Source organism: Ruegeria sp. AL3 (assembly GCF_056536065.1).
In genome coordinates this window covers 957,962-977,758 of the sequence record NZ_JBQFJG010000001.1, presented here as the reverse complement: position 1 = coordinate 977,758, position 19,797 = coordinate 957,962, and the positions used below count along the sequence as shown (strand labels likewise).

Genomic DNA, 19,797 nt, shown 5'->3' with positions numbered 1-19,797 from the left:
GGTGGTCCTTCAATCGTTGTCTGACAAGCCTGCACCAGCGCCAAGCAGCCGGGATTCTTCAGTTGCGGGGGCATAGGTGCGATGCGCCACAGTGTTGAGGAATTGCCACGCCCCCGGATCCGGGTCAGCGCGGCTGTGCAAGGAACGGGTGGGTCTGTTGCGGCCGGTTTCGGTTATCCCTACGCGGTTTGCCTTGTCCATTCCGAAATCTTCACAGCTGAGATGGACACCATCAGTGGTCGCGGAAACCCCGTCCAAAGTGATTTCCACAGTCGATTTCCGCTTTTTCGCCATGGTGGCGACAAAGGGCAGCAACAGAAGAGGTGCGGCAACATTGGAAATCAGAACTTTGCCTTGCGACAGGGCGTCCGGGCAATCTGATAGCGCCGATCCGGTCATAAGGGGGCACAGATCCCGGGCGCCGGCCCACATGCCGTCCCGGGCCTCTGGGATGTGATGTTCCAGGTGCGGCGCAAATTCTAGCTCAAGCAACTGGGACAGGATCGCAGGCCCGTCAAACCCCTGGACGCAAAGCCATCGGGTTGCTTTCGCGGCCTCCTCCGCCACACCCCAGGCATATCCAGCCCCACGGGTTGCGCGTTTGGCGGTGGCTTCCACTTCGTTCAACGAGAAGGTCATTGCACAACCTCCGGATAAACCCAAAGATCGGCGTTCGCGGTGTTCAGCTCTTCCGGGTAGGGCGCGCCCGCATACATGCAGATACGCACCCACCGATCCGAACGCGGGTCGAAATGCGTCGCCCCAAAGAAGGACAGTTTGGCGCGCAGCATATCAATGGGCATCACCTGCGCGCTGATCGTGTTGTCTCGAATTTCACCGTAGGGAGCGATACGGCTGATTTGCGCGCGGCGCACGCTGTGGCGGTGTTCCGGATGGCGCAACAGAAACTCTGCTATCGGAGCGTCATCAGGCCAGTTCTGCAACGCTTCGAAAGCCAAGGTTGCATCCCGCGCCGGTGCAAGAGGTTGTTCATAATCCGAGATCGGCTCCTCGAACCGCTCGCCCAGCCGGGGTTCCAGCTTTTCTTCGGATACGTACCAGGCCCGCGCGCAGTTTTCGGCGGCGGCCCAATCAAGGTTCAAAGCCCAGTCAAAACTGTTCCGGATCAAAGCGCGCACCGCTGATACCGGCATGGTCCCATCAATCACCTGTGCAGAGGCGTCGGTGTCTGCCATGCAGCTCGCAAGCCCGTCAACAAGCGCGCCATAAGGTTCAAGGATCAAAGAGGCCAGCAGCTCCTGACCTTCTTCGGTCAGCGCGGCTTCGGACCAAAGGATCAGTCGGTTCCAGGGGTGATCCTGTGTCAGATCATCCTTGGCCAGGTATTTCTCGATTTCTTGCAGATCCGAATTCAGCGCCGCCAGCTTTTCCATCTGCACCGGGTGTTCAGATCGCCACCAGGCGATTGACTGTTTGCAGCGTGCAAAGACATCGCAAAAGACACGTGCTTCATCTTCCGAAGCCGCATCAATGGACCGAACGCGCGAGATCGCCTCCTCGCGCACCATGATCCAGTTGTTGAACAGCACCGGGTGATTGACGATGAACGGCGCCATGCCCAGGCCGGTCGAATTCCCGATGCCCAGCCAGCGCGCGATGTCCGGATCAAGCTCTGCGGTCTGGTCTTGGCCTTTGACCCGCGCCATGTGCTGCACCAGATCGCGCACAAAGGCGCGGGTCAGATAGACCGACAGCATCTCGATCTGGAACGGACCGCTGACTTCGGCCCGGCCGGCTGTCTTTTCGCGGTCCGCCGCGCCGAATTTGCCCGAACCATAAACGGCCGTGGTCCGCATCAGATAGCCGACCTTGTAGATCTGTTCGAGGTCGGGTTGCCGCCCCGCAGCAAGCTGATCCACCACATGAGCCCAAAGCCGCACGGAACGGTTCGCCCGCGACAGGGACAGTTCGGCTTCGCTGACGCGTCCGGCTTCTTGCAACGGAACATTCTGCGACAGACGGTCGATATCCTCTGACGTTGGAATGCCGTCAAACAAGGTAAAGGTGGCATCCCAGGCCTCGGCAATCACCCGGTCCGATCGTTGATCGGGTGGCAGGTCATGGGCAAAAGCGACCAGCGAATAAGCCCGATCGGGGCCTTGCGCAGTATAGACCGCATGGCCCACACCCTTGTTGTCAATTTCGAACGCGGGGCGCGAAAAGCTCCAGTTTTCCTCGGCCATGCGACGCGTCAGCTGCCGCATAAAGCTGAGCCGACATTGGTGCAACGATCCCAAACGTGACAGCCGCATGACCGTGGATGGGTCACGTCTGGCGATCTCTGTCTGCGCGTGTGGTTCCATTTGGTTACCTTTGTGGGACGAAGTTCTCGGCAAAGAACCGATACCAGTTCCCGCCCATGATCCCGGCCACTTCGTCATCGTTCAGGCCGGTCGCGCGTAACCCTTCTTCGATGTTGCCAATGTCTCGGTTGTCCTGAAACCAACCCGGCATCGGTGGGAATCCTGGAGCCGAGGCCGAGCCTTCGCCATAGTCGATCTCTTTTGTCCAACGCCCCACACGCATCCATTCCACGACGCTGTCGGGCTGATCCTGACACAAGTCAGTGCCAATCCCCAGATGTTCGGCCCCGTGTTTGTCAGCAGTGCGTGCGATCATTTCGCAAAAGCTTTCCAGCGTGCAATCGGACTTGTCTTTCAGGTGGTGAGGGTAGACCGAAAAGCCCAGCATCCCACCTTTTTCCGTTACCGCACGGATGACGTCATCCCGCTTGTTGCGCAGGGCCGGGGACCATTCGTGCGGATTGGCGTGTGTAATCGCGATGGGCCGGTCCGAGATTTCAGCCGCCTCGATCGTGGAACGGTCTGCCGAATGGCTCATGTCGACCACAAGGCCCACGCGGTTCATCTCTTTGATGACCTGCTTGCCCATGCGGGTGATGCCGGTGTCTTCGGCCTCGTAGCAACCTGTCGCCAGCAGGGATTGGTTGTTGTAGGTCAGTTGCATGAACCGCGCGCCCAGATCGTGCAGGATTTCGACCAGCCCGATATCGTCTTCAATGGGCGAAGGGTTCTGAAACCCGAAAAACACGGCGGTTCGGTCCGTATTACGGGCCGTGTCGATATCGCTGGCCCACCGGCCTTTCATGATCAGATCCGGGTATTGCTCGAACCAGCGGTTCCATTTCTCGAAATTCAGTACCGTTTCGCGGAAATTCTCATGATACGCGATGGTGACGTGGATCGCATCCACGCCCCCTTCGCGCAACTGGCGAAAGATCTTTTCCGACCAGTTGGCATATTGCAGGCCATCGATCCGCATCAGACGGGGCCTGCGCTGATATAGGCGGTTTTGACGGTCGTGTAGAATTCAGCCGCCGCCTTTCCCTGTTCGCGGGGTCCGTACGAGCTGTCGCCGCGGCCACCGAAAGGCACGTGGTAATCGGTGCCAGCGGTGGGCAGGTTCACCGTCACAACACCGGTGCGCGCGTTGCGGCGGAAATGGGTGGCGCGGGCCAGCGATTTGGTCACGATGCCCGAGGTCAGGCCGAAATTGGTGTCGTTCACAACGCTCAGCGCCTCGTCATAGCTGCCGACCTTGATGACGCTGGTCAGGGGCGCAAACATTTCTTCGCGGTTGATGCGCATGTCGTTGGTGGTGTTCAGGAACACGCCCGGCGACATGTAGAAACCGTCATGGGGCATCTCCAGGCGCTGACCGCCACAGGCTAGCTCGGCCCCTTCGGATTTGCCCAGTTCGACATAGGCGAGGTTTTCATTCAACTGCTGCTGGCTGACGACGGGGCCCATCTGCACGCCCGCTTCCAGCGCGTGACCCACTTTCATTGCCTGCGCACCGGCAACCAGTTTCTCGACAAAGGCATCATGGATGCCCGCGTGAACCACCAGACGCGACGAAGCCGTGCACTTCTGACCGGTGCCGCCGAATGCCCCGCCCAGCGCCAGAGTTACCGCCTGATCCAGATCGGCGTCGTCCATCACGGCCAGCGCGTTTTTGGACCCCATTTCCATCTGCACCTTGGTCAGGTTCTGGATCGCGGCGGCGGCGATGCCTTTGCCCACGGGCACAGACCCGGTGAAGGAAATCGCATTGACCTTGGAGCTTTCCACCAGCCGCTGACCGATGGAACGGCCCGAGCCCATCACCAGGCTGAACAGACCTTTCGGGATGTCCTGCCGTTCGATGATTTCGGTCAGGGCCACGGCCGAGGCAGGGGTGATGTTGGCGGGCTTCCACACAACCGCGTTGCCATAGCACAGCGCCGGGGCAATCTTCCACGAGGCGGTTGCAGTGGGGAAGTTCCACGGGCTGATGATGGCAACCACGCCAACAGCTTCGCGGCGCACGTCCACCTCGATATCGGGGCGCACGGAATCGGCGTTCTCACCGATCTGTCGCAGGCATTCGGCCGCATAGTAAGTGAAGAACTGACCGGCGCGGTAAACCTCGCCCTTGCCCTCGGCCAGCGGCTTGCCTTCTTCACGGCTCAGCAAAGTACCCAGCTCTTCGGCGCGGGCCATCAACTCGTTGCCGATGGCGTTCAGGACGGCCTGTTTGCGCTCGAGCCCGTAGGCGGCCCATTCGGCCTGCGCGACGCGCGCCTGATCCAGGGTCGCCTCAAGCTGGTCGGCGCTGGCTTGTGTGAACATGCCGACCAGATCGCTCAGATCCGATGGGTTGCGGTTTTCGATTTCGCTTTCGCCAGCCAGCCATTCGCCGGCAATCAGATTCAGTTTGGTCACGTCAGGCCCCAAATTCGCAAATTTCAGTTTGCGAAAGAATGGAACTTGCTGACGACATCAGTCAAACTCAAATAACTTTAGAAAACTTCAGAAAGATTGAAGCATGGCCGTGAAAATAGAGATGCTGCGGTGCTTTTGCACCGTGGCCCAAACCGGAAATCTTGCCGAGGCAGCCAGCCGTTTGGGCCGCACGCAATCCGCGGTCTCAATGATGTTGAAACAATTCGAAGAGCATCTTGGCAAGAAACTGTTTGAAGGCGAACGGAAAAACCACCTTACTCCGCTCGGTCAGCAAGTTCTCGACCTTGCGCTCAAACAGGTGCGGGATTTCGATCAGGCTGTTCAGAATATTGAACTGGCCGCACAGGCCGAGCACGGGTTGATCCGGATCGTATCCGTGCCGTCCGTGGGGGCGCTGGTCTTTCCTGCCCTGCTGGGCCATATGACGTCTCGTTTTCCCGGCCTGAAGATCGAGCTGCGAGACGGAGATTCGCAGCAGGTTCTGGATGCGGTCGCCGGGGATACGTCTGATATCGGCATAGCATCCGGCCATTTTCCGCTGAACGGGGTCAGTGCAGAGCCGCTGTTTCAGGACCGTTTCGGCTTGGTTGCAGCGTCCGATCATCCGCTGATGACACGGGCGGAACCGCCAGCCATTTGCGATCTGGTGGCTCAGCCTTTCGTGCGAAACGCCCTGTGTGACTTTATCGAGTCCGCGCCTTTCCGAGAAATTCTGGACAGGGCCGAGGTTACCATCCACAACACGCATTCCCTGATCACGACTGTCAGGGCAGGCCAGTGGATCACGGTCCTGCCGCAAACCGTCGCGCAGTTCATCCCGGACGCAGTCGCCTTTCGTCCGATTTCGGATTTGCCGGACAGGCGCGAGGTGTATCTTTATGTGCGGGAAAGGTCGCGATTCCGAGAAATCTCGGAGGCCTGTCGTTCATTTGTCCTGTCGAGTGGGTTTGGAAATTCAAGCCTGTGAATGCATCAAAAGGGGATTAACCCTGCTCAAAATCACAAATTAATTTGGTTTTTGCAGACTCACGCCCGATGCCATGCTAGGTTCTCGCTTGAAGTGGGGGACTTCAGAGGGGCGATATGTCTCAAGATCTGAGGGGCTGGTTGAGCGCAAATGGATTAAACGAGTACGCGCAGGCCTTCATTGATAATAAGATCGACTTTTCCATTCTGCCTGATTTGACGGCCGAGGATCTGATCGAAATCGGTGTGACCGCTGTCGGCGATCGTCGGCGGCTTTTGCGTGCCATCGAGCAACTTGATTCCGCGCAGATCGCCGCAGAGCCTGAACCCGCAGCGCCGCACGAACCTGCGCGGCGGCAGGTCACGGTGATGTTTGCGGACCTGACCGGGTTCACGAAAATGTCCAGCAAGCTGGATGCCGAGGATCTGCACGCGCTGCTCAACCAGTTCTTCAGCAAAGTGGACAATGTGGTCGAAAAATACGGCGGCCGCATCGACAAGCATATCGGTGATGCGGTCATGGCCGTTTTCGGAGCGCCGATCTCACATACCAATGACACGGAAAGGGCAGCACGGGCGGCAGCTGAAATTCATGCGGTTCTTCCGACGTTATCACCGCCGCTGTCCTGTCATATCGGTATCTCTTCGGGTCAGGTCATCGCCAGTACGACAGGCAGCCAGTCGCATACGGAATATACGGTGACAGGGGATGGGGTGAATCTGGCGTCTCGGCTGACAGATATCTCAGGGGGCGGCGAGACTCTGGTCTCACATGACATTCAACGCGCGCTGGGCCCGTTGTTCGTGGGCGACTCCATCGGGGTCAAGGCGATCAAGGGGTTGAACGAGCCGGTTGAGGTCTGGCGTCTGGACCGGCTGGCCAGGAACATTCGGACGAGACGGCACAAGTTCATCGGGCGCGAGCGTGAGATGTCGATTTTCTCGGCCACATTCGACCGATGCCAACGCCATGGAAAAGGTGAAGTGCACATCGTTCTGGGCGAACCCGGAATTGGAAAAACCCATCTGTCCGAGCAAGTGGCGGAATTGGCGACCAGCCTGTCCTACACGATCCACAACGGCGTTGTGATGGATTTCGGCGCGCGCGAAGGTCATTCAGCCATTCAGACCGTTGCACGCAGCATTCTGGGGCTTGAGGCGTCGGACGGGGCGGAAACCGGGGCGGCCGTTGCAAAAGAGGCCATTACCAAGGGCTGGGTCAGCCCTTCCAACGCTGCGCACCTCAATGCTTTGCTTGAACTCGAGCAGGATCAGGGCCTGGCCGAGGTCTATGCGGTGATGGACAACAAGACCCGTCTGCGGGGGCGGCGTCAGGTGCTGGAGGAGCTGCTTTCCGCCAGCAGTCGGGAATCGCCCCTGCTTATTCAGATTGAAGACATCCACTGGGCGACGCCCGACATCCTGGCGGCGTGTTCTCATATCGCCGCGGTGACGCGGAACACGCCCTGTGTGTTGATGATGACCAGCCGGGCCGAGGGCGATCCGATCGACAGGAACTGGCAGATGGCCACGGATGGCGCGCTGGTGTCAAAACTGGAACTGGCACCGATGGGAGAAGAGCACGTCAGGCAATTGGTCGAAGAGTTCCGGGCCATCGATCGCGACTTGCTGGAAACCTGCGTCCAGCGCGCCGGTGGAAATCCGTTGTTTCTGGAGCAGCTGTTGCGAAACACGGATGTGCTCAAACAGGAAACTGTGCCGGGCAGTATTCAGGGTATCGTTCAGTCGCGATTGGACGCACTGGATCGCGCCAGCCGAACCGCCATTCAGGCCGCATCGGTTCTGGGTCAACGGTTCTCGCCCGAAGTTCTGAATTTCATTCTGGGTGAAGGCCATCTGGATACCAGCAACCTTATCCGCTCGGCGTTGATCCGAGAGGCAGGGCCCGATTTCATGTTTACCCACGCGCTGATCCGGGACGGGTCCTATGCAACACTGGTCAAATCCGAGCGCGCCCGCCTGCACCGGCAGGCGGCTCAGTGGTTCGAAGACAAGGATGCAACCTTGCGCGCCCAGCATCTGGACCGGGCCGGGGCCAATAACGCGGCGCAAGCCTATCTGGAAGCAGCCGACAAATTGATACAAGCCTTCCGATTCGACGATGCCAGCCCGCTGATCGAGCGTGCTTTGGAATTGCCGTCCCCGGCGGGTGTCCGATTTGACCTGCTGTGCGCGCGGGGCGAAACCCATCGGTTGCAGGGGTTGTCAAACGAAGCTTTGGACGAGTTCAAAGACGCCGCCGGTTTGGCTGAAACAGACGAACAAATCGCCCGGGCCCATATCGGGCTTGCGCAGGCGGCGCGGCAAGCAAGCCTGTATCAGGACGCACTGGAAGCGCTCGACACGGCCGAGGCAGCAGCACAGCGCTGCGGGTCCGAGGAAGATGAGGCCCAGATAAGCTATGTGCGCGGCAACGTCTATTTCCCGCTGGGCCGGAACAAAGAAGCGCTGAAGGCCAACGAGCGGGCGCTCTCGCTTGCCCGCAAGCTGGAATCCCCGCGCCTTGAGGTTGGGGCGCTGAGTGGATTTGGCGACGCCAATTTCATGAAAGCCTCGATGAAGACGGCGGCGGGGTTCTATACCCAAGCCGCTGAACGGGCGCGCGAAAAAGGGCTGGTTCGGGACCTTGCGGCCAATCTGCACAATCTCAGCGTGGCGCGCAGCTATACTGGCGATGTCGGGCAGGGCCGAGCAGATGCCAATGAGGCGATTGAAATCTCGCAGACCTATTTCGCCTTCGTTCCGGAATGTGTCGCGCAAACATGCCTTGGTGTGGCCGAGACCTTTCTGGGCAGTCTCGACCGTGCGCTGGAAGCCTTTGGCGTTTCGGCCGAAATCGCAGAGCGCGTGGGCGCAAAACGCCTTGAAGCGCAGGCGTTGGAACATCTGGCCAGAACGCAGGTTTATGCCGGACAGGTCGGGCGCGCACGTGAAACCGGTCTGCGAGCAGTCGAAATCGCGCTTGAACATGGCCGGAACTTTGTTGGACCCAAGGCCCTGTCAGCCCTGGCGATGGCCGAAACGGACCCGGATGAGCAAACGCGCCTTTTGAAACTGGGTTCCGAGATCATCGCCGAGGGATGTGTTGGCCACAGCCATCTGCACTTTTTCCCCGATGCCAGCGCCGTCATGCTGGCGCGTGGTGATTGGGATGCCGCAATGGAGTATGCGGATGACCTTGCCGCGTTCACCAGGAACGAGCCGTTGCCGATGGTGGACCTGTCCATTCGTCAAACACGGCTGTTGGCCGAGAGCGGAAGGAAGAATATTCCACCGTCAGAGCATAGCGGTTTTGCCGGTATGACCGAGCATTTTGCCGCGATGGGCATTACCCAATCCTTGCTGGGCCGCGCGGATTTTCTGACCAGTTAGGCGGCAAGGCAGGAGGCTGAATGAGCGTCGAAAAAAAGGTTTGGCTTATCTCTGGCCTGCTGACCTTTGGGTTGGCCGCCTTGTTGCTCAAGCTTTGGATCGAACTGAACCATTTCGAGGAAGACCTGACGCAGCTGCCCGATCAGGCTTCGGTAGATGCGTATCTGTGCAGATTTGACGTGGCGCCGGACTATCGTTTGAGAACGGGGATTTTCATAAAGTCATTCAGCTTTCTGGGCGCCAGCGATGTGCGGCTTACCGGCTATATCTGGCAGCACTACAAAGCAAAGGAACATGATGCGATCCTTCCTGCCGAAGGTGAGGTTGGGTTTCTTCTGCCCGAAGCGGTCGATACGGCAAACGGCCTTGTTGAAGAGGCATACCGCTTGTCGCAACCCGACGGCGTCTTGATTGGTTGGTATTTTGAACAAACCCTGCGCCAGAGCTTCGACTACACCAGCTATCCCTTCGATCACAAAACGGTTTGGGTGCGGTTCTCGCCCGCTTCTTTCGAGGTCAATATCGCGCTGGTTCCTGACTTCGAGGCTTATCCGGCGACCGGATCGGATGACATTTTCGGGATCGACAACCGGATCGTGATGGGCACGTGGGAGCGAGAAAACACCTATTTCGACTACAAGCTGTCGAAACTGGATACGACGCTGGGCATCCGGCAGAACGCTTACCAGACCAACACGCCCGAGTTGCATTACAACTTCGTCATCAAACGCAATTTTGCAAACGCGTTCATCGTTCACATGATCCCGTTGCTGGTCGTGGTGATGCTGCTGTTCGGTGCGGTCATGACCGTCACGCGCCGCGAGGGGTTGGTCGAGCGGCATGACTTCAGCACGTCCAGCGTGATCGGCACCTGTTCGGTTCTGTTCTTCGTGATCCTGCTGGCCCATGTGCAACTGCGCGAAGGATTCGCCGGATCGCCCGTGATCTATATGGAGTCATTCTTTTTCCTTATGTATTTCATGCTGTTGGCGGTTTCGATCAATACGTACCTGTTCGCCTCAGAGGCGGTGCCGTCGCTGCGGATCATCCATTATCGAGACAACCTGATCCCAAAGGCCAGTTTCTGGCCCTTCGTGCTGCTGTGTATGGTGGCGATCACGGCCTATAACCTCGGCATCAAGGACAGCTCGGAACCGCCACCGATCAGCACGCGGGATTGTTAGGCCACGGGTTCAAACCCGGGTTTGGGTTCGCCCTGCGCCATGTCCAGCGTGTAATCGCTCACCACTTCGGATGTACCCTCGCGCCAGCTTTTCAGGTATTTTTCCGGATCAGCGATCACATAGGCATATGCGGGTTTCATCGCACCCTCGATGACGACGTTGATTTTCTTGCGCACATAGACATTCTCGGGTGAGCCGGGGCCGTAATACCCTTCCAGCCTGTCCAGTTCGCCGAGGCCGGATTCGGTGACACGGTAGACCTCTCCACCCACTTGCTTGCCCATCCCCTGCTGATCCACAAGGGTTGCCATGCGATGCAGATACCCACAGTTGGGATTGTCGCAGAATGGTTCCTTCGGGATGATCAGGGGCATTGGTTGCCGGGTGCGCGCCGTTCCCACGAATTCATTCAGGACCGCGCTGTGTGCGTCATGATTGGGGAACCCCTGCTTCAGTGATCCATAGGTGAAATACAGGTAAGAGGGTTCGTTCACCGCCACGAAGCTTTCGTCACGCCCCTGTTCGGGGTCTGCCATCCTCAGGTTGTGATCTTGCGCCCAGGCGTCCAGCATGGAACGGATTTCCGGTTCGATCTGCATGCTTTGAACGAATTCGATGCACGAGGTCGCATCCATGTCTTCGGCCCGCAGCAGGATTTCCACCATCTTCGGTGCCTTGTTCATCACCGCCACATGCAATGCGCTGAATCCGTGATCGTTGACAATGTTGACGTCGATACCCCTGTCGATCAGGTTCTGGGCGGCCTCATAATCCGGCTTGCCCAGATCATGGCCGCTTTCGCCCAGTTCGCCTTCACCGCCTGCTGCATAGTGCAACAGTGAATCTCCATGGGCCTCGTCCACGATGTTGACCCCGACAACCCCTTCGTCGATGGCGCGGAACACGCGCTTCCATTCGTTGATGTCATCGGCGGCAGCGGCCTCGCGCGCCCATTTGCAGACGCGATACTTCTGGTCGTCCAATTCCTCGAACGCATCCGCCAAAGCTTCCATGATCTGGTCCGGCGTTGCCATCATGCCGATGCCCATCCGGCCGTTCGACAGGCGACCTTCGCGCGGTCCGACGAAATCGACCCCAAGCGTCTTAAGCTTGTCGACGTTGTTCTGCGTGGTGATATTGTTCCACATATTCGTATTGCACGCGGGGCAGAGGATCACGGGTTTCTTCTGGTATTGCCATGCCACGAAGACCGAGGTCAAAAGATTGTCGGCGATGCCATTGGCAACCTTGCCCATCGTGTTGCAGGTGATGGGGGCCACTATGACGCAATCTGCCCAGTCACACAGTGCCAGATGCGAGGCGCGCACCGGCATGTCGAAATTCAAATAGCGGAAATTCCACTCGTCATCGTCGCGGTAATAGTCATTGTGGGTGATCTTGGCGTCGATCCGTTCGGCGCCGAAATCCCGAAAGAATTTCTCGGCCGAAACAGACGGGATCAGTTTCACGTTATGCCCCGCGTCGACAATGCGTTCGACAAGCTCGGGGATCTTGTCCGCCGCCGATGACCCGCAGGCGCAGAGCAATACGTTTCGCTTTCCGGCGTTCACTTGATTCATCACCCCCTTGGGATAGCCGAACGGGTTCTTCTCAAGGCTTGGGGTTTCATTCAGTTCGGATACCGGCAGCCCTTCCCTGCGCATTCTGGCTTGCAATTCACCGGCCTGGATCATGTCTACGATGTCTTCCAGCTTTTCACTTTTGCTGATGCATTTCCCTTTGAAAAACAAATACGGCACGTCCGGTCTTTCGCCCAGCGTCACCAGTTGCCGCCGCATCCTGATCATATTGGGATCACGCCCGCCCACGTCGATCTGCTTGACGGTCGTTGCCCCGATATTCGAAAGAATGCTGCGCAGCATATAGGACCACGGGTCCTCGTCCTCGTAGAACAGAACCATCGTATTGTGCTTAATGATGCTGGCAACATCGCTTGGGTTTTCGGGCGGCTCGACCTCTTCGATCACCAGCAATGCAGGGTCTTCGAGATCCCGCAGACCGCGGAAAATGTTGCCCCGCGGCGCTTGCCAGACCTGCGAGGTTGCCGGACTCATATCGACTATGGTCACAACGTCTTCATCCTCGTCATAGTCTATGCACAGGCACCAGAACTCTTCGAGCAACGCAGTTTCCCGGAACACGTTGTCCGGCGGGCGGATCGCCTCGATCCCGGTGACGCGATTGAAGTCGATGTTAATCATCAGGTGACGGTTGCTGTCGGGGGTCAGGCTTTTCAACTGCGCCTTGAACCAGTCTTCGGGGGTTTGGATTGATTTGTCGTCGCGGGTCTCAAAGCTCTGGAACGAACTGCTCAGATGCAGGTTCTCGGATTGTCTGATATACTTTTCGACCATGTCGTGCATGTCTTTGGCGGTGGCGACCCGGCGGACAGTATCCGTGAAGGACACCTGGGCCGCCCGCAGCAACTCGTCCTCGTCCACCCTGTAGTCGCCGTGAATGGCGAGGCTTTCCACCAAAACGCCGATCGAGTTCATGTTGGGCGTTGCCCGGCGGAACAGGTTGCGGCGTTTCTTGGGATCTTTCGCCAGATAACGTGTGCTGTCGACGTAATTGCACCGCTGCTTGAAGGTCTTCAGGTGCGTCTTGACCGCGGCCCGTGCTGAAAACCGCAAAAGGCCGCGGGACCGCATCGAGGTTCCGTCACGATCCGACATGGCTTGCCACAACCGTTCGACGGTTGTCACCCAAAGCTTGCCGTATTTCTCAGGGTGCACATCCATCATATGCACCAGCCCCGTGCTTGGATTGCACTTGGCGATGACGGCAAAATGGCCGCCGGGCATAGTCTCGTTGCCATGGGCAAGACCGACCTGGAAATTAGCGACCAGAATGTCGTTGTCACCGCCCAGCCGGTTGGATTCGTCGATCGCCTCAAGCAGCAGCGGCACACTGGTTGTGTCTGCGTCCATGAAATAGGCCTGAACCTGAACCCTCTCGCGCAGCCCCTGCGTGTGAATGTAGGTGCAGGCGACGTCAAAAAGCTCGCCCAGCGAGATTCCGTCGTTCACGACAAAGGACGAGGGCAATGCGCATTCGCGGAAGATGTCATTCACTTCGCAGCTGAACCCCAGCGCCGACATGCTGAGAGCGGCCGCCGTGACACTGCAACAATTGATCGGCTGCTGAAAATTCTGCAACTGAACGCTGACCAGATCACCAAACATCGTTGCAAAACAGGGTTGCCGAACGCTCTCTGGTATCTGAAGCCAGTTCTGGCTGGACAGATACGCCAACCGGGTTCCATCCAGCGCAAGCGCTTCTAGGCTGACAGGGATATCCGAGATCTGAAGGTGTTCTTCATAGAAGTAATCGCCGACATCCGCGCTGGCCAATGGATTTCCGTTCTGGCGCAGCTGAACCACGCCACGCAGCACGATATACATGCCGTTCGCTGGCAGAACCGCGTTTCCGGTCACCTCGATACATTCGAATTGTGGGTTGATGACGGCTGGGTCGGCGATCTGAGCCTTACCCGGAAGGACATCATATATCATCTTCCAGTCTGCGTCGCTTGGGGTGTAAGGTCTGGATTTGGAAATTTGATCTATGGTCACAACTGTGTCCCCCCGGAGTTGCGTTGCAATATTTCAATCTTCGGTCCGCCAGCGCCTCTGGTTCTTCGAAGCTCGGACAACGGTCATTCAGAATAAAAGACCTGCCTGTTTTCAGTGTTTGTTTCTGGCAAGGGCCGTGTTTCTGATGGAAAAAGTATGAACAAAATGGCCCAATTGGCTGCACAGTATCCGATAATTGAATAAAAATCACGAGTGCAGTTGCAGCGGCTGCGGCTGCCTTGCATGGCGGAACACTTGCCATCCGCGATTTGGATTGCGCGGGTCACGGGTGCCAGCCTTCGGGCAGACAATCTGTGAAGGGCTTTGGGGATCAGTCGAGGAAAAGGTAATCCAACTGCATGACGGCTTGGGCTTTGTCTTCACCAACCCCAAGAAACTTGGCAATAACCGCTTCATTGTCGGCGCGCGGGGCCGTTTCCCGCAGGCGCAGGTAATTGTCCAGCCGGGCAGCGCGGATCCGTTCGGATTCATAGCCCAGATCGTTGCGAAGGGTCGGCAGCAAGGAAGCAACGGTTTCCGTTGGGCTGTTGTCTCCGGCCAGCCCGACCCGACGCGCGTGGCCGATCAGATAGTCGTCCGAGTATTCGCATTCGATCTCAAGCACGTGGGTTTTGGCCTGGTCGCCACAGAAATCCTCGAGCGCGTCAAGATTGGCCGGGTCAAGGCACAGCACCAGCTGATCCGACCCGAAACTGTCGAACAACAGGCGCAGAACGGCACGCCGGTGACGAGAGCGCTTGGTCAGTGTGGAGTCGATCCCGCCCAGATCCGGCAGCAACGTATTTTCTTCGTTGAACAGGTATTCAACGCAAGGAATATCCGTTTCAGATGCGATCTGATCGACAAGACGTTTGGCGACATGCCATTTCTTGCAGACGATCACGAACAGTTCCCGTTCCGGGCCGAGTACGCTCCCGGCTTCCCAGAAGCGTTGTCCGAACCGGCGGCCGATACGCCCGCGACCAGTGAGAAACGCGTACAGATTGCGCCCCTCGTTCGAGATCGGGAAATCGACGCCCTCACTGGCATAGAGCGAGCCGAGCCGGGCCTTCAACTCATGCGCCTCGGCGCTGATCTTGCGTGCGAACAGATAATCCTGGCCCAGCAACATGTCATAGTGGTCATTGTAGAACGTGACCGGCATTCCATAGTCCGAGAACATCAGGAATGTCGGCGTTCGGTTTTCAATCTCGTTTTTTGGGATCAGGTGACGCACCAGCGTCTGAAAGAAGGTTTCATCAGGAATCCACGTGGTCGAAAAAAAACGGATCACATCCCGGCGCTGATGCAGGAAATCCAGTATCATTTCGACGGTTCTGCGACGCAGGCACCACCATTGGCTGCCGATCATCATCTGAATGTCTTGGGGGATGTCCCGCGTCAGACCGAGGCGCTTTTGCAATTCATAGGCGGCATAGAACAGCTTGGACTGCGTGCGCTCGTTGAAGTAGTGGCGATAGATCAGCCGGTCTTCCTTCATGCCGGTCTTGATCCAGTTGCTTTCAAAGAAATCGTGGCTTTCGATGAAATCCTTGTCGTTATCGTCGAGGTAACGGTGCGTGTATTCAGCGGTTTTGATTGCCATGCAGTCACCCGACAGCATGTAGAAATGTGTGGCGCGGGGGAAATTTTCCACGGCGGCTTCCAGGGCGTTCAGCGTGGCCCGGACCAGCGACCATTCTCCCCAGCCGCATCTGACGCGTTTTTTTGCAAAGGTCACATTGGGGTTCTGATCCAGTGCGGAACGAATGCGCTCATAGGCTTTGGCGCTGGCGCTGGCGTCAAAATGGATGGCCATGCAATCGCCGACAGCGGTCAGTTGTTCGGCCTGTGCAATGATGGCTTCAGGGTCCTTGTGACACAGCAATATATAGGCGACTTTTGCCATTGAGATTACGCAATATCCGTTTCTGCCTGATTTCAACCGTGATACTGAGGATGAGCGATTGAATAAACAGAATAATTTTGGTTCTTTGTTACCAAAAGCTGGCGTATCGCATCGAGACCTGGCCAGCGCAGGAGGCACAGCAGATGGGGTTTCCCGGTACCTGGATGACCGAGAGCGAAAGCATGGTGTACCGCGTGGTGCCCAAATGTGCTTGCTCGACCATTGGTCAGATCATGTATTTCTCGGATCATGGTCAGTTCTTCGACGGTGATATCCATGATGCCAAGGACGGCATGCATAAATGGGCATTTGATCAGAGCCAGGAGCTGATCTCGAACAATGTGCGCAATCACGCGTCCTATTCTTTCACTTGCGTGCGCAATCCCTACACCCGCATCCTCAGCTCATTCTTTGACAAGATCTGCGGCATTCAGCGCAACGGTAAGAGATACCGCGGCAATCTGGTGCCGACGCTGATCTATAACTACGGGATCGAAGTGGGCGGCGACGACGGCAAGGGAGAGTTTGATCAGATCGCCAGCTTCCGCCGGTTTCTGCTGTTTGCGCGTGATACGATCCGGTGGCGGCGCCCGATGGACCCGGACATTCACTGGTCTGCGATGTCAGGCCACGTGTCTACTTTCATCGTGAACGGCGGTCACTATGACCGGATATTCTGGACAGAAGCGTTCAATGACGGGATGCAGGATGTTCTGGACAATGTCGAGCTGAAGCACCCGGTCAAACTGTCCGAGATTCCACGGTTCAATGAATCCGAAGGGCACGGGCCAAAACGTGCGCATCCGGTCGAGGACTACTTTGACGATCTGTCAATGCATCTGGTCTACGAGATCTACAAGCAGGATTTCGAGCTGTTCAAATACGACTTCGAAAACCCGGCGAACAAGATGCCGATCGGTGAAATCGATCTGGATGAAATCCACGCCAAATTGGGCGACTGACGGTGGGGTGCTCCCGCCCGTCGTCGATATTTCTTGCGAAACATCTCCTCCGGTTGGGCCCGGCGCCGCGCGCGCGCCGGGCCCAAGGTCGAACGTGGCATCGGCGAAGCCGATGGTACGGATCGGGCGCGGGAGCTCTTGAGGACGGTTGATTACCCGGCTCGCCGCCTCGGCAAGCCGGTCGCGTATGTGTTTAGACTTGGCGAACAGCCCCTTTTGCTGCGCTGGTCGTCAGCTTGGCATAGGCCTTGAGCGCGGTGGACACTTTACGTTTGCGCGGCGCAGCGGGCTCCCACCCCTTTGCGTTCTGTTCCGTGCGGCGGGCGGCCAGCTCTTCATCCGAAACTGCCAGATGAATGGTGCGGTTTGGGATGTCGATCTCGATCGTGTCGCCATTCTGAACCAGACCGATCTCACCGCCTTCGGCCGCTTCGGGCGAAACATGGCCGATCGACAGGCCTGATGTGCCGCCCGAGAAGCGACCATCGGTCAGCAACGCGCAGGCTTTGCCCAGACCCTTGGACTTCAGATATGACGTCGGATACAGCATTTCCTGCATCCCCGGGCCACCGCGCGGGCCTTCATAGCGGATGACGACCACATCGCCTTCTTTCACCTTGCCGGTGAGAATGTCGTTGACCGCCTGATCCTGACTTTCGCACACGTAGGCCGAGCCGGTGAATTTCAGGATATTGGCGTCCACGCCAGCAGTTTTCACGATACAGCCGTCGCGAGCGATATTGCCGAACAGAACGGCCAGACCACCATCCTGGCTGAACGCGTGTTCTTTCGAGCGGATCACGCCGCCTTCGCGGTCGGTGTCCAGTTCCTTGTACCGGTTGGACTGGCTGAACGCCTGTGTGGTGCGCACACCACCGGGGGCGGCCTTGAACAGCTCCTGCGCCTTTGGATTGTTGGCGACCTTGATGTCCCAGTTGGCGATCGCTTCACCCATTGTGGCCGAATGTACCGTGTTGCATTCCTCGTGCAGCAGGCCTGCGCGGCTGAGCTCTCCGAGGATCGAGAAGATACCTCCGGCGCGGTGGACGTCTTCCATGTGCACATTTTCGGTGTTGGGCGCGACTTTGCACAGGCAGGGAACGCGGCGGCTCAGGCGGTCCATGTCGGACATGGTGAAATCAACGCCACCCTCATGCGCGATGGCCAACAGATGAAGCACCGTATTGGTGGACCCGCCCATGGCGATGTCGAGGCTCATGGCGTTTTCGAATGCTTCGAAGGTGGCAATCTCGCGTGGGAGAAAACCTTTTTCATCCAGATCATAATGGCGCTTGGTGATCTCGACGATGCGGCGGCCTGCCTCAAGGAACAGCTCTTTGCGGTCGGCATGTGTCGCCAGTGTCGAGCCGTTGCCCGGCAGGGCCAGGCCCAATGCTTCGGCCAGGCAGTTCATCGAGTTCGCAGTGAACATGCCAGAACAGGAGCCGCAGGTCGGGCAGGCATTCTCTTCGATGTGTTGAACCTGTTCGTCGGTGAATTTGTCGTCCGCCGCGGCGACCATGGCGTCGACGAGGTCGATTTTCTTGGCCTCCAGATCGGCGATATCGATCTTGCCGGCTTCCATCGGCCCGCCCGAGACAAATATGGCAGGGATGTTCAGGCGCATCGCGGCCATCAGCATGCCGGGGGTGATCTTGTCGCAATTCGAAATGCAGACCATCGCATCGGCGCAATGGGCGTTGACCATGTATTCGACCGAATCTGCGATCACTTCGCGCGAGGGCAGCGAATACAGCATCCCGTCATGGCCCATTGCGATGCCGTCATCCACCGCGATCGTGTTGAATTCTTTGGCCACACCGCCTGCAGCCTCGACCTCGCGCGCAACCATCTGGCCCAGATCCTTCAGATGCACGTGGCCCGGGACGAATTGGGTGAACGAGTTGACGATGGCAATGATCGGTTTGCCAAAATCATCGTCTCCCATGCCGGTGGCGCGCCAAAGGCCGCGTGCGCCAGCCATGTTGCGGCCATGGGTTGAGGTTCTGGATCGGTACAATGGCATGATGCTGTTTCCCTTTTGCCTCGGGTTGCATGTCTTGGGGTTCGTACGTTATAGCGCACGTACCACATGTGCGCTATAACGCACAAGAGGATTCGCGGGACGATGAGATGGACTCTGACGATATAACGCTGAAACTGCGAGACGTGCGTGCGGCATCGGGCCTGAGCCTGTCGAAAGTGGCCGAGATGACTGGCGTGAGCAAAGCCATGCTGGGGCAGATCGAGCGCGGTGAATCCAGCCCAACCATCGCAACGCTGTGGAAAATTGCCAAGGGGTTTCAACTGCCGCTCAGCGCGCTGATCGATACGATGAACGGGGACCCTTCGGTTTTTCAGACCGTAACTTTCCCCGGCACGATCGAGGTCAAGATCGTCTTTCCATTCGATCCCGCTCTGGGGGCCGAGACATTCCACGTCAACCTCAAGCCGAACCAAAGCCACGAGTCGCCCGCCCACGCGACAGGCGTGACCGAGGAGGTCTTTGTTCTGAACGGCACGCTTGAGATCCTGCGCGGAGACGAGTGGGTTTCCTTACAGGCCGGGCAGGGGTTGCGTTTCGCGGCCGATCTTCCGCACGGGTATCGCGCCGGCCCCGAGGGGGCGGCCTTTCTGAACATGCATCATTACGCCCAACACACCGAATTTGTAGAGAACGGCAAGGCCCATTCATGACCGCATTTTTCGACAGCCTGACCATCGTCGACGCCATCGGCTCTTTCGGGGCTCTAATCGTGGTCGCCGCGTATTTCGCAACACAGATGCGGATGATGAACTCGGATGATCTGGCCTTTCCGGTGATCAACCTGCTGGGCTCGGTGCTGATCGTCTATTCCCTGCTCCAGAATTTCAATCTCGCATCAATGTTGATCGAGGGGTTCTGGATTCTGATCAGCCTCATTGGGATTATCCAACATTTCCGCCTGCGCAGCGCCAAGTGAGCGCTATCCAGCCTTGAACCCCTATGCCGCCGGGTATAGGGAAAAATCAAGCGCGCTT

At 57.8% G+C, this 19,797-nt stretch carries 13 protein-coding genes; 6 read left to right on the top strand and 7 right to left on the bottom strand.

Annotated elements, in window-relative coordinates:
* Positions 1–9: 9 nt before the first annotated feature.
* The 4 genes from ACR3E6_RS04895 to ACR3E6_RS04880 are packed head-to-tail and all read right to left on the bottom strand — an operon-like array spanning position 10 to position 4,745.
* On the bottom strand, positions 10–639 hold the full coding sequence (locus tag ACR3E6_RS04895; RefSeq protein WP_210093179.1) for a DUF3726 domain-containing protein: 630 nt from the start codon (positions 637–639) through the stop codon (positions 10–12).
* Positions 636–2,324: a hypothetical protein gene (locus ACR3E6_RS04890; RefSeq protein ID WP_171635534.1), complete on the bottom strand. Its 1,689-nt coding sequence runs from the start codon at positions 2,322–2,324 to the stop codon at positions 636–638. The genes ACR3E6_RS04895 and ACR3E6_RS04890 overlap by 4 nt, the downstream gene beginning before the upstream one ends.
* 4 nt (positions 2,325–2,328) lie before the next feature.
* Positions 2,329–3,303: a membrane dipeptidase gene (locus tag ACR3E6_RS04885; RefSeq protein ID WP_480486097.1), complete on the bottom strand. Its 975-nt coding sequence runs from the start codon at positions 3,301–3,303 to the stop codon at positions 2,329–2,331.
* Positions 3,303–4,745 (bottom strand): aldehyde dehydrogenase family protein, encoded by a 1,443-nt coding sequence (locus ACR3E6_RS04880; RefSeq protein WP_480486095.1) that lies wholly within the window; start codon positions 4,743–4,745, stop codon positions 3,303–3,305. Before ACR3E6_RS04880 ends, ACR3E6_RS04885 begins: the two co-directional genes overlap by 1 nt.
* Positions 4,746–4,848: 103 nt before the next feature.
* Here ACR3E6_RS04880 and ACR3E6_RS04875 point away from each other — a divergent pair, with 103 nt between their 5' ends.
* The 3 genes from ACR3E6_RS04875 to ACR3E6_RS04865 all read left to right on the top strand — a co-directional run bounded on the left by ACR3E6_RS04875 (position 4,849) and on the right by ACR3E6_RS04865 (position 10,309).
* A complete protein-coding gene (locus tag ACR3E6_RS04875) occupies positions 4,849–5,733 on the top strand; it encodes a LysR family transcriptional regulator (protein ID WP_171635540.1) in 885 nt (294 codons plus the stop codon).
* A gap of 116 nt (positions 5,734–5,849) precedes the next feature.
* Entirely contained in the window at positions 5,850–9,125 is a 3,276-nt protein-coding gene (locus tag ACR3E6_RS04870) for an adenylate/guanylate cyclase domain-containing protein (protein WP_480486093.1), read from the top strand.
* A 20-nt stretch (positions 9,126–9,145) separates the two neighbouring features.
* Positions 9,146–10,309 (top strand): hypothetical protein, encoded by a 1,164-nt coding sequence (locus ACR3E6_RS04865; RefSeq protein WP_480486091.1) that lies wholly within the window; start codon positions 9,146–9,148, stop codon positions 10,307–10,309.
* On the opposite strand, the gene ACR3E6_RS04860 is transcribed toward ACR3E6_RS04865, so the two are convergent.
* Positions 10,306–13,905, bottom strand: coding sequence for a flavoprotein (locus ACR3E6_RS04860; RefSeq protein WP_210093183.1), 3,600 nt, complete (start codon positions 13,903–13,905; stop codon positions 10,306–10,308). The two genes, ACR3E6_RS04865 and ACR3E6_RS04860, sit on opposite strands and share 4 nt — an antisense overlap.
* Before the next feature lie 331 nt (positions 13,906–14,236).
* Positions 14,237–15,814 carry a DUF5928 domain-containing protein gene (locus ACR3E6_RS04855; protein ID WP_171724082.1) on the bottom strand — a complete coding sequence of 526 codons (1,578 nt, stop codon included), beginning with the start codon at positions 15,812–15,814 and terminating at the stop codon, positions 14,237–14,239.
* A gap of 143 nt (positions 15,815–15,957) precedes the next feature.
* On the opposite strand from ACR3E6_RS04855, the gene ACR3E6_RS04850 reads away from it, so the two are divergent.
* Positions 15,958–16,776 carry a sulfotransferase family protein gene (locus ACR3E6_RS04850; RefSeq protein ID WP_171233692.1) on the top strand — a complete coding sequence of 273 codons (819 nt, stop codon included), beginning with the start codon at positions 15,958–15,960 and terminating at the stop codon, positions 16,774–16,776.
* Positions 16,777–16,969: 193 nt separating this feature from the next.
* On the opposite strand, the gene ilvD is transcribed toward ACR3E6_RS04850, so the two are convergent.
* Positions 16,970–18,802, bottom strand: a complete 1,833-nt coding sequence (gene ilvD / locus ACR3E6_RS04845; RefSeq protein WP_171635553.1) for a dihydroxy-acid dehydratase — start codon at positions 18,800–18,802, stop codon at positions 16,970–16,972.
* 107 nt (positions 18,803–18,909) lie between these two features.
* Here ilvD and ACR3E6_RS04840 point away from each other — a divergent pair, with 107 nt between their 5' ends.
* The gene (locus ACR3E6_RS04840) at positions 18,910–19,473 is read left to right on the top strand and encodes a helix-turn-helix domain-containing protein (RefSeq protein WP_480486088.1); all 564 of its coding nucleotides are present in this window, start codon (positions 18,910–18,912) and stop codon (positions 19,471–19,473) included.
* Complete coding sequence (locus tag ACR3E6_RS04835; RefSeq protein ID WP_152459709.1) at positions 19,470–19,739, top strand: CBU_0592 family membrane protein; 270 nt, start codon at positions 19,470–19,472, stop codon at positions 19,737–19,739. Before ACR3E6_RS04840 ends, ACR3E6_RS04835 begins: the two co-directional genes overlap by 4 nt.
* The last annotated feature ends 58 nt before the right edge of the window (positions 19,740–19,797 follow it).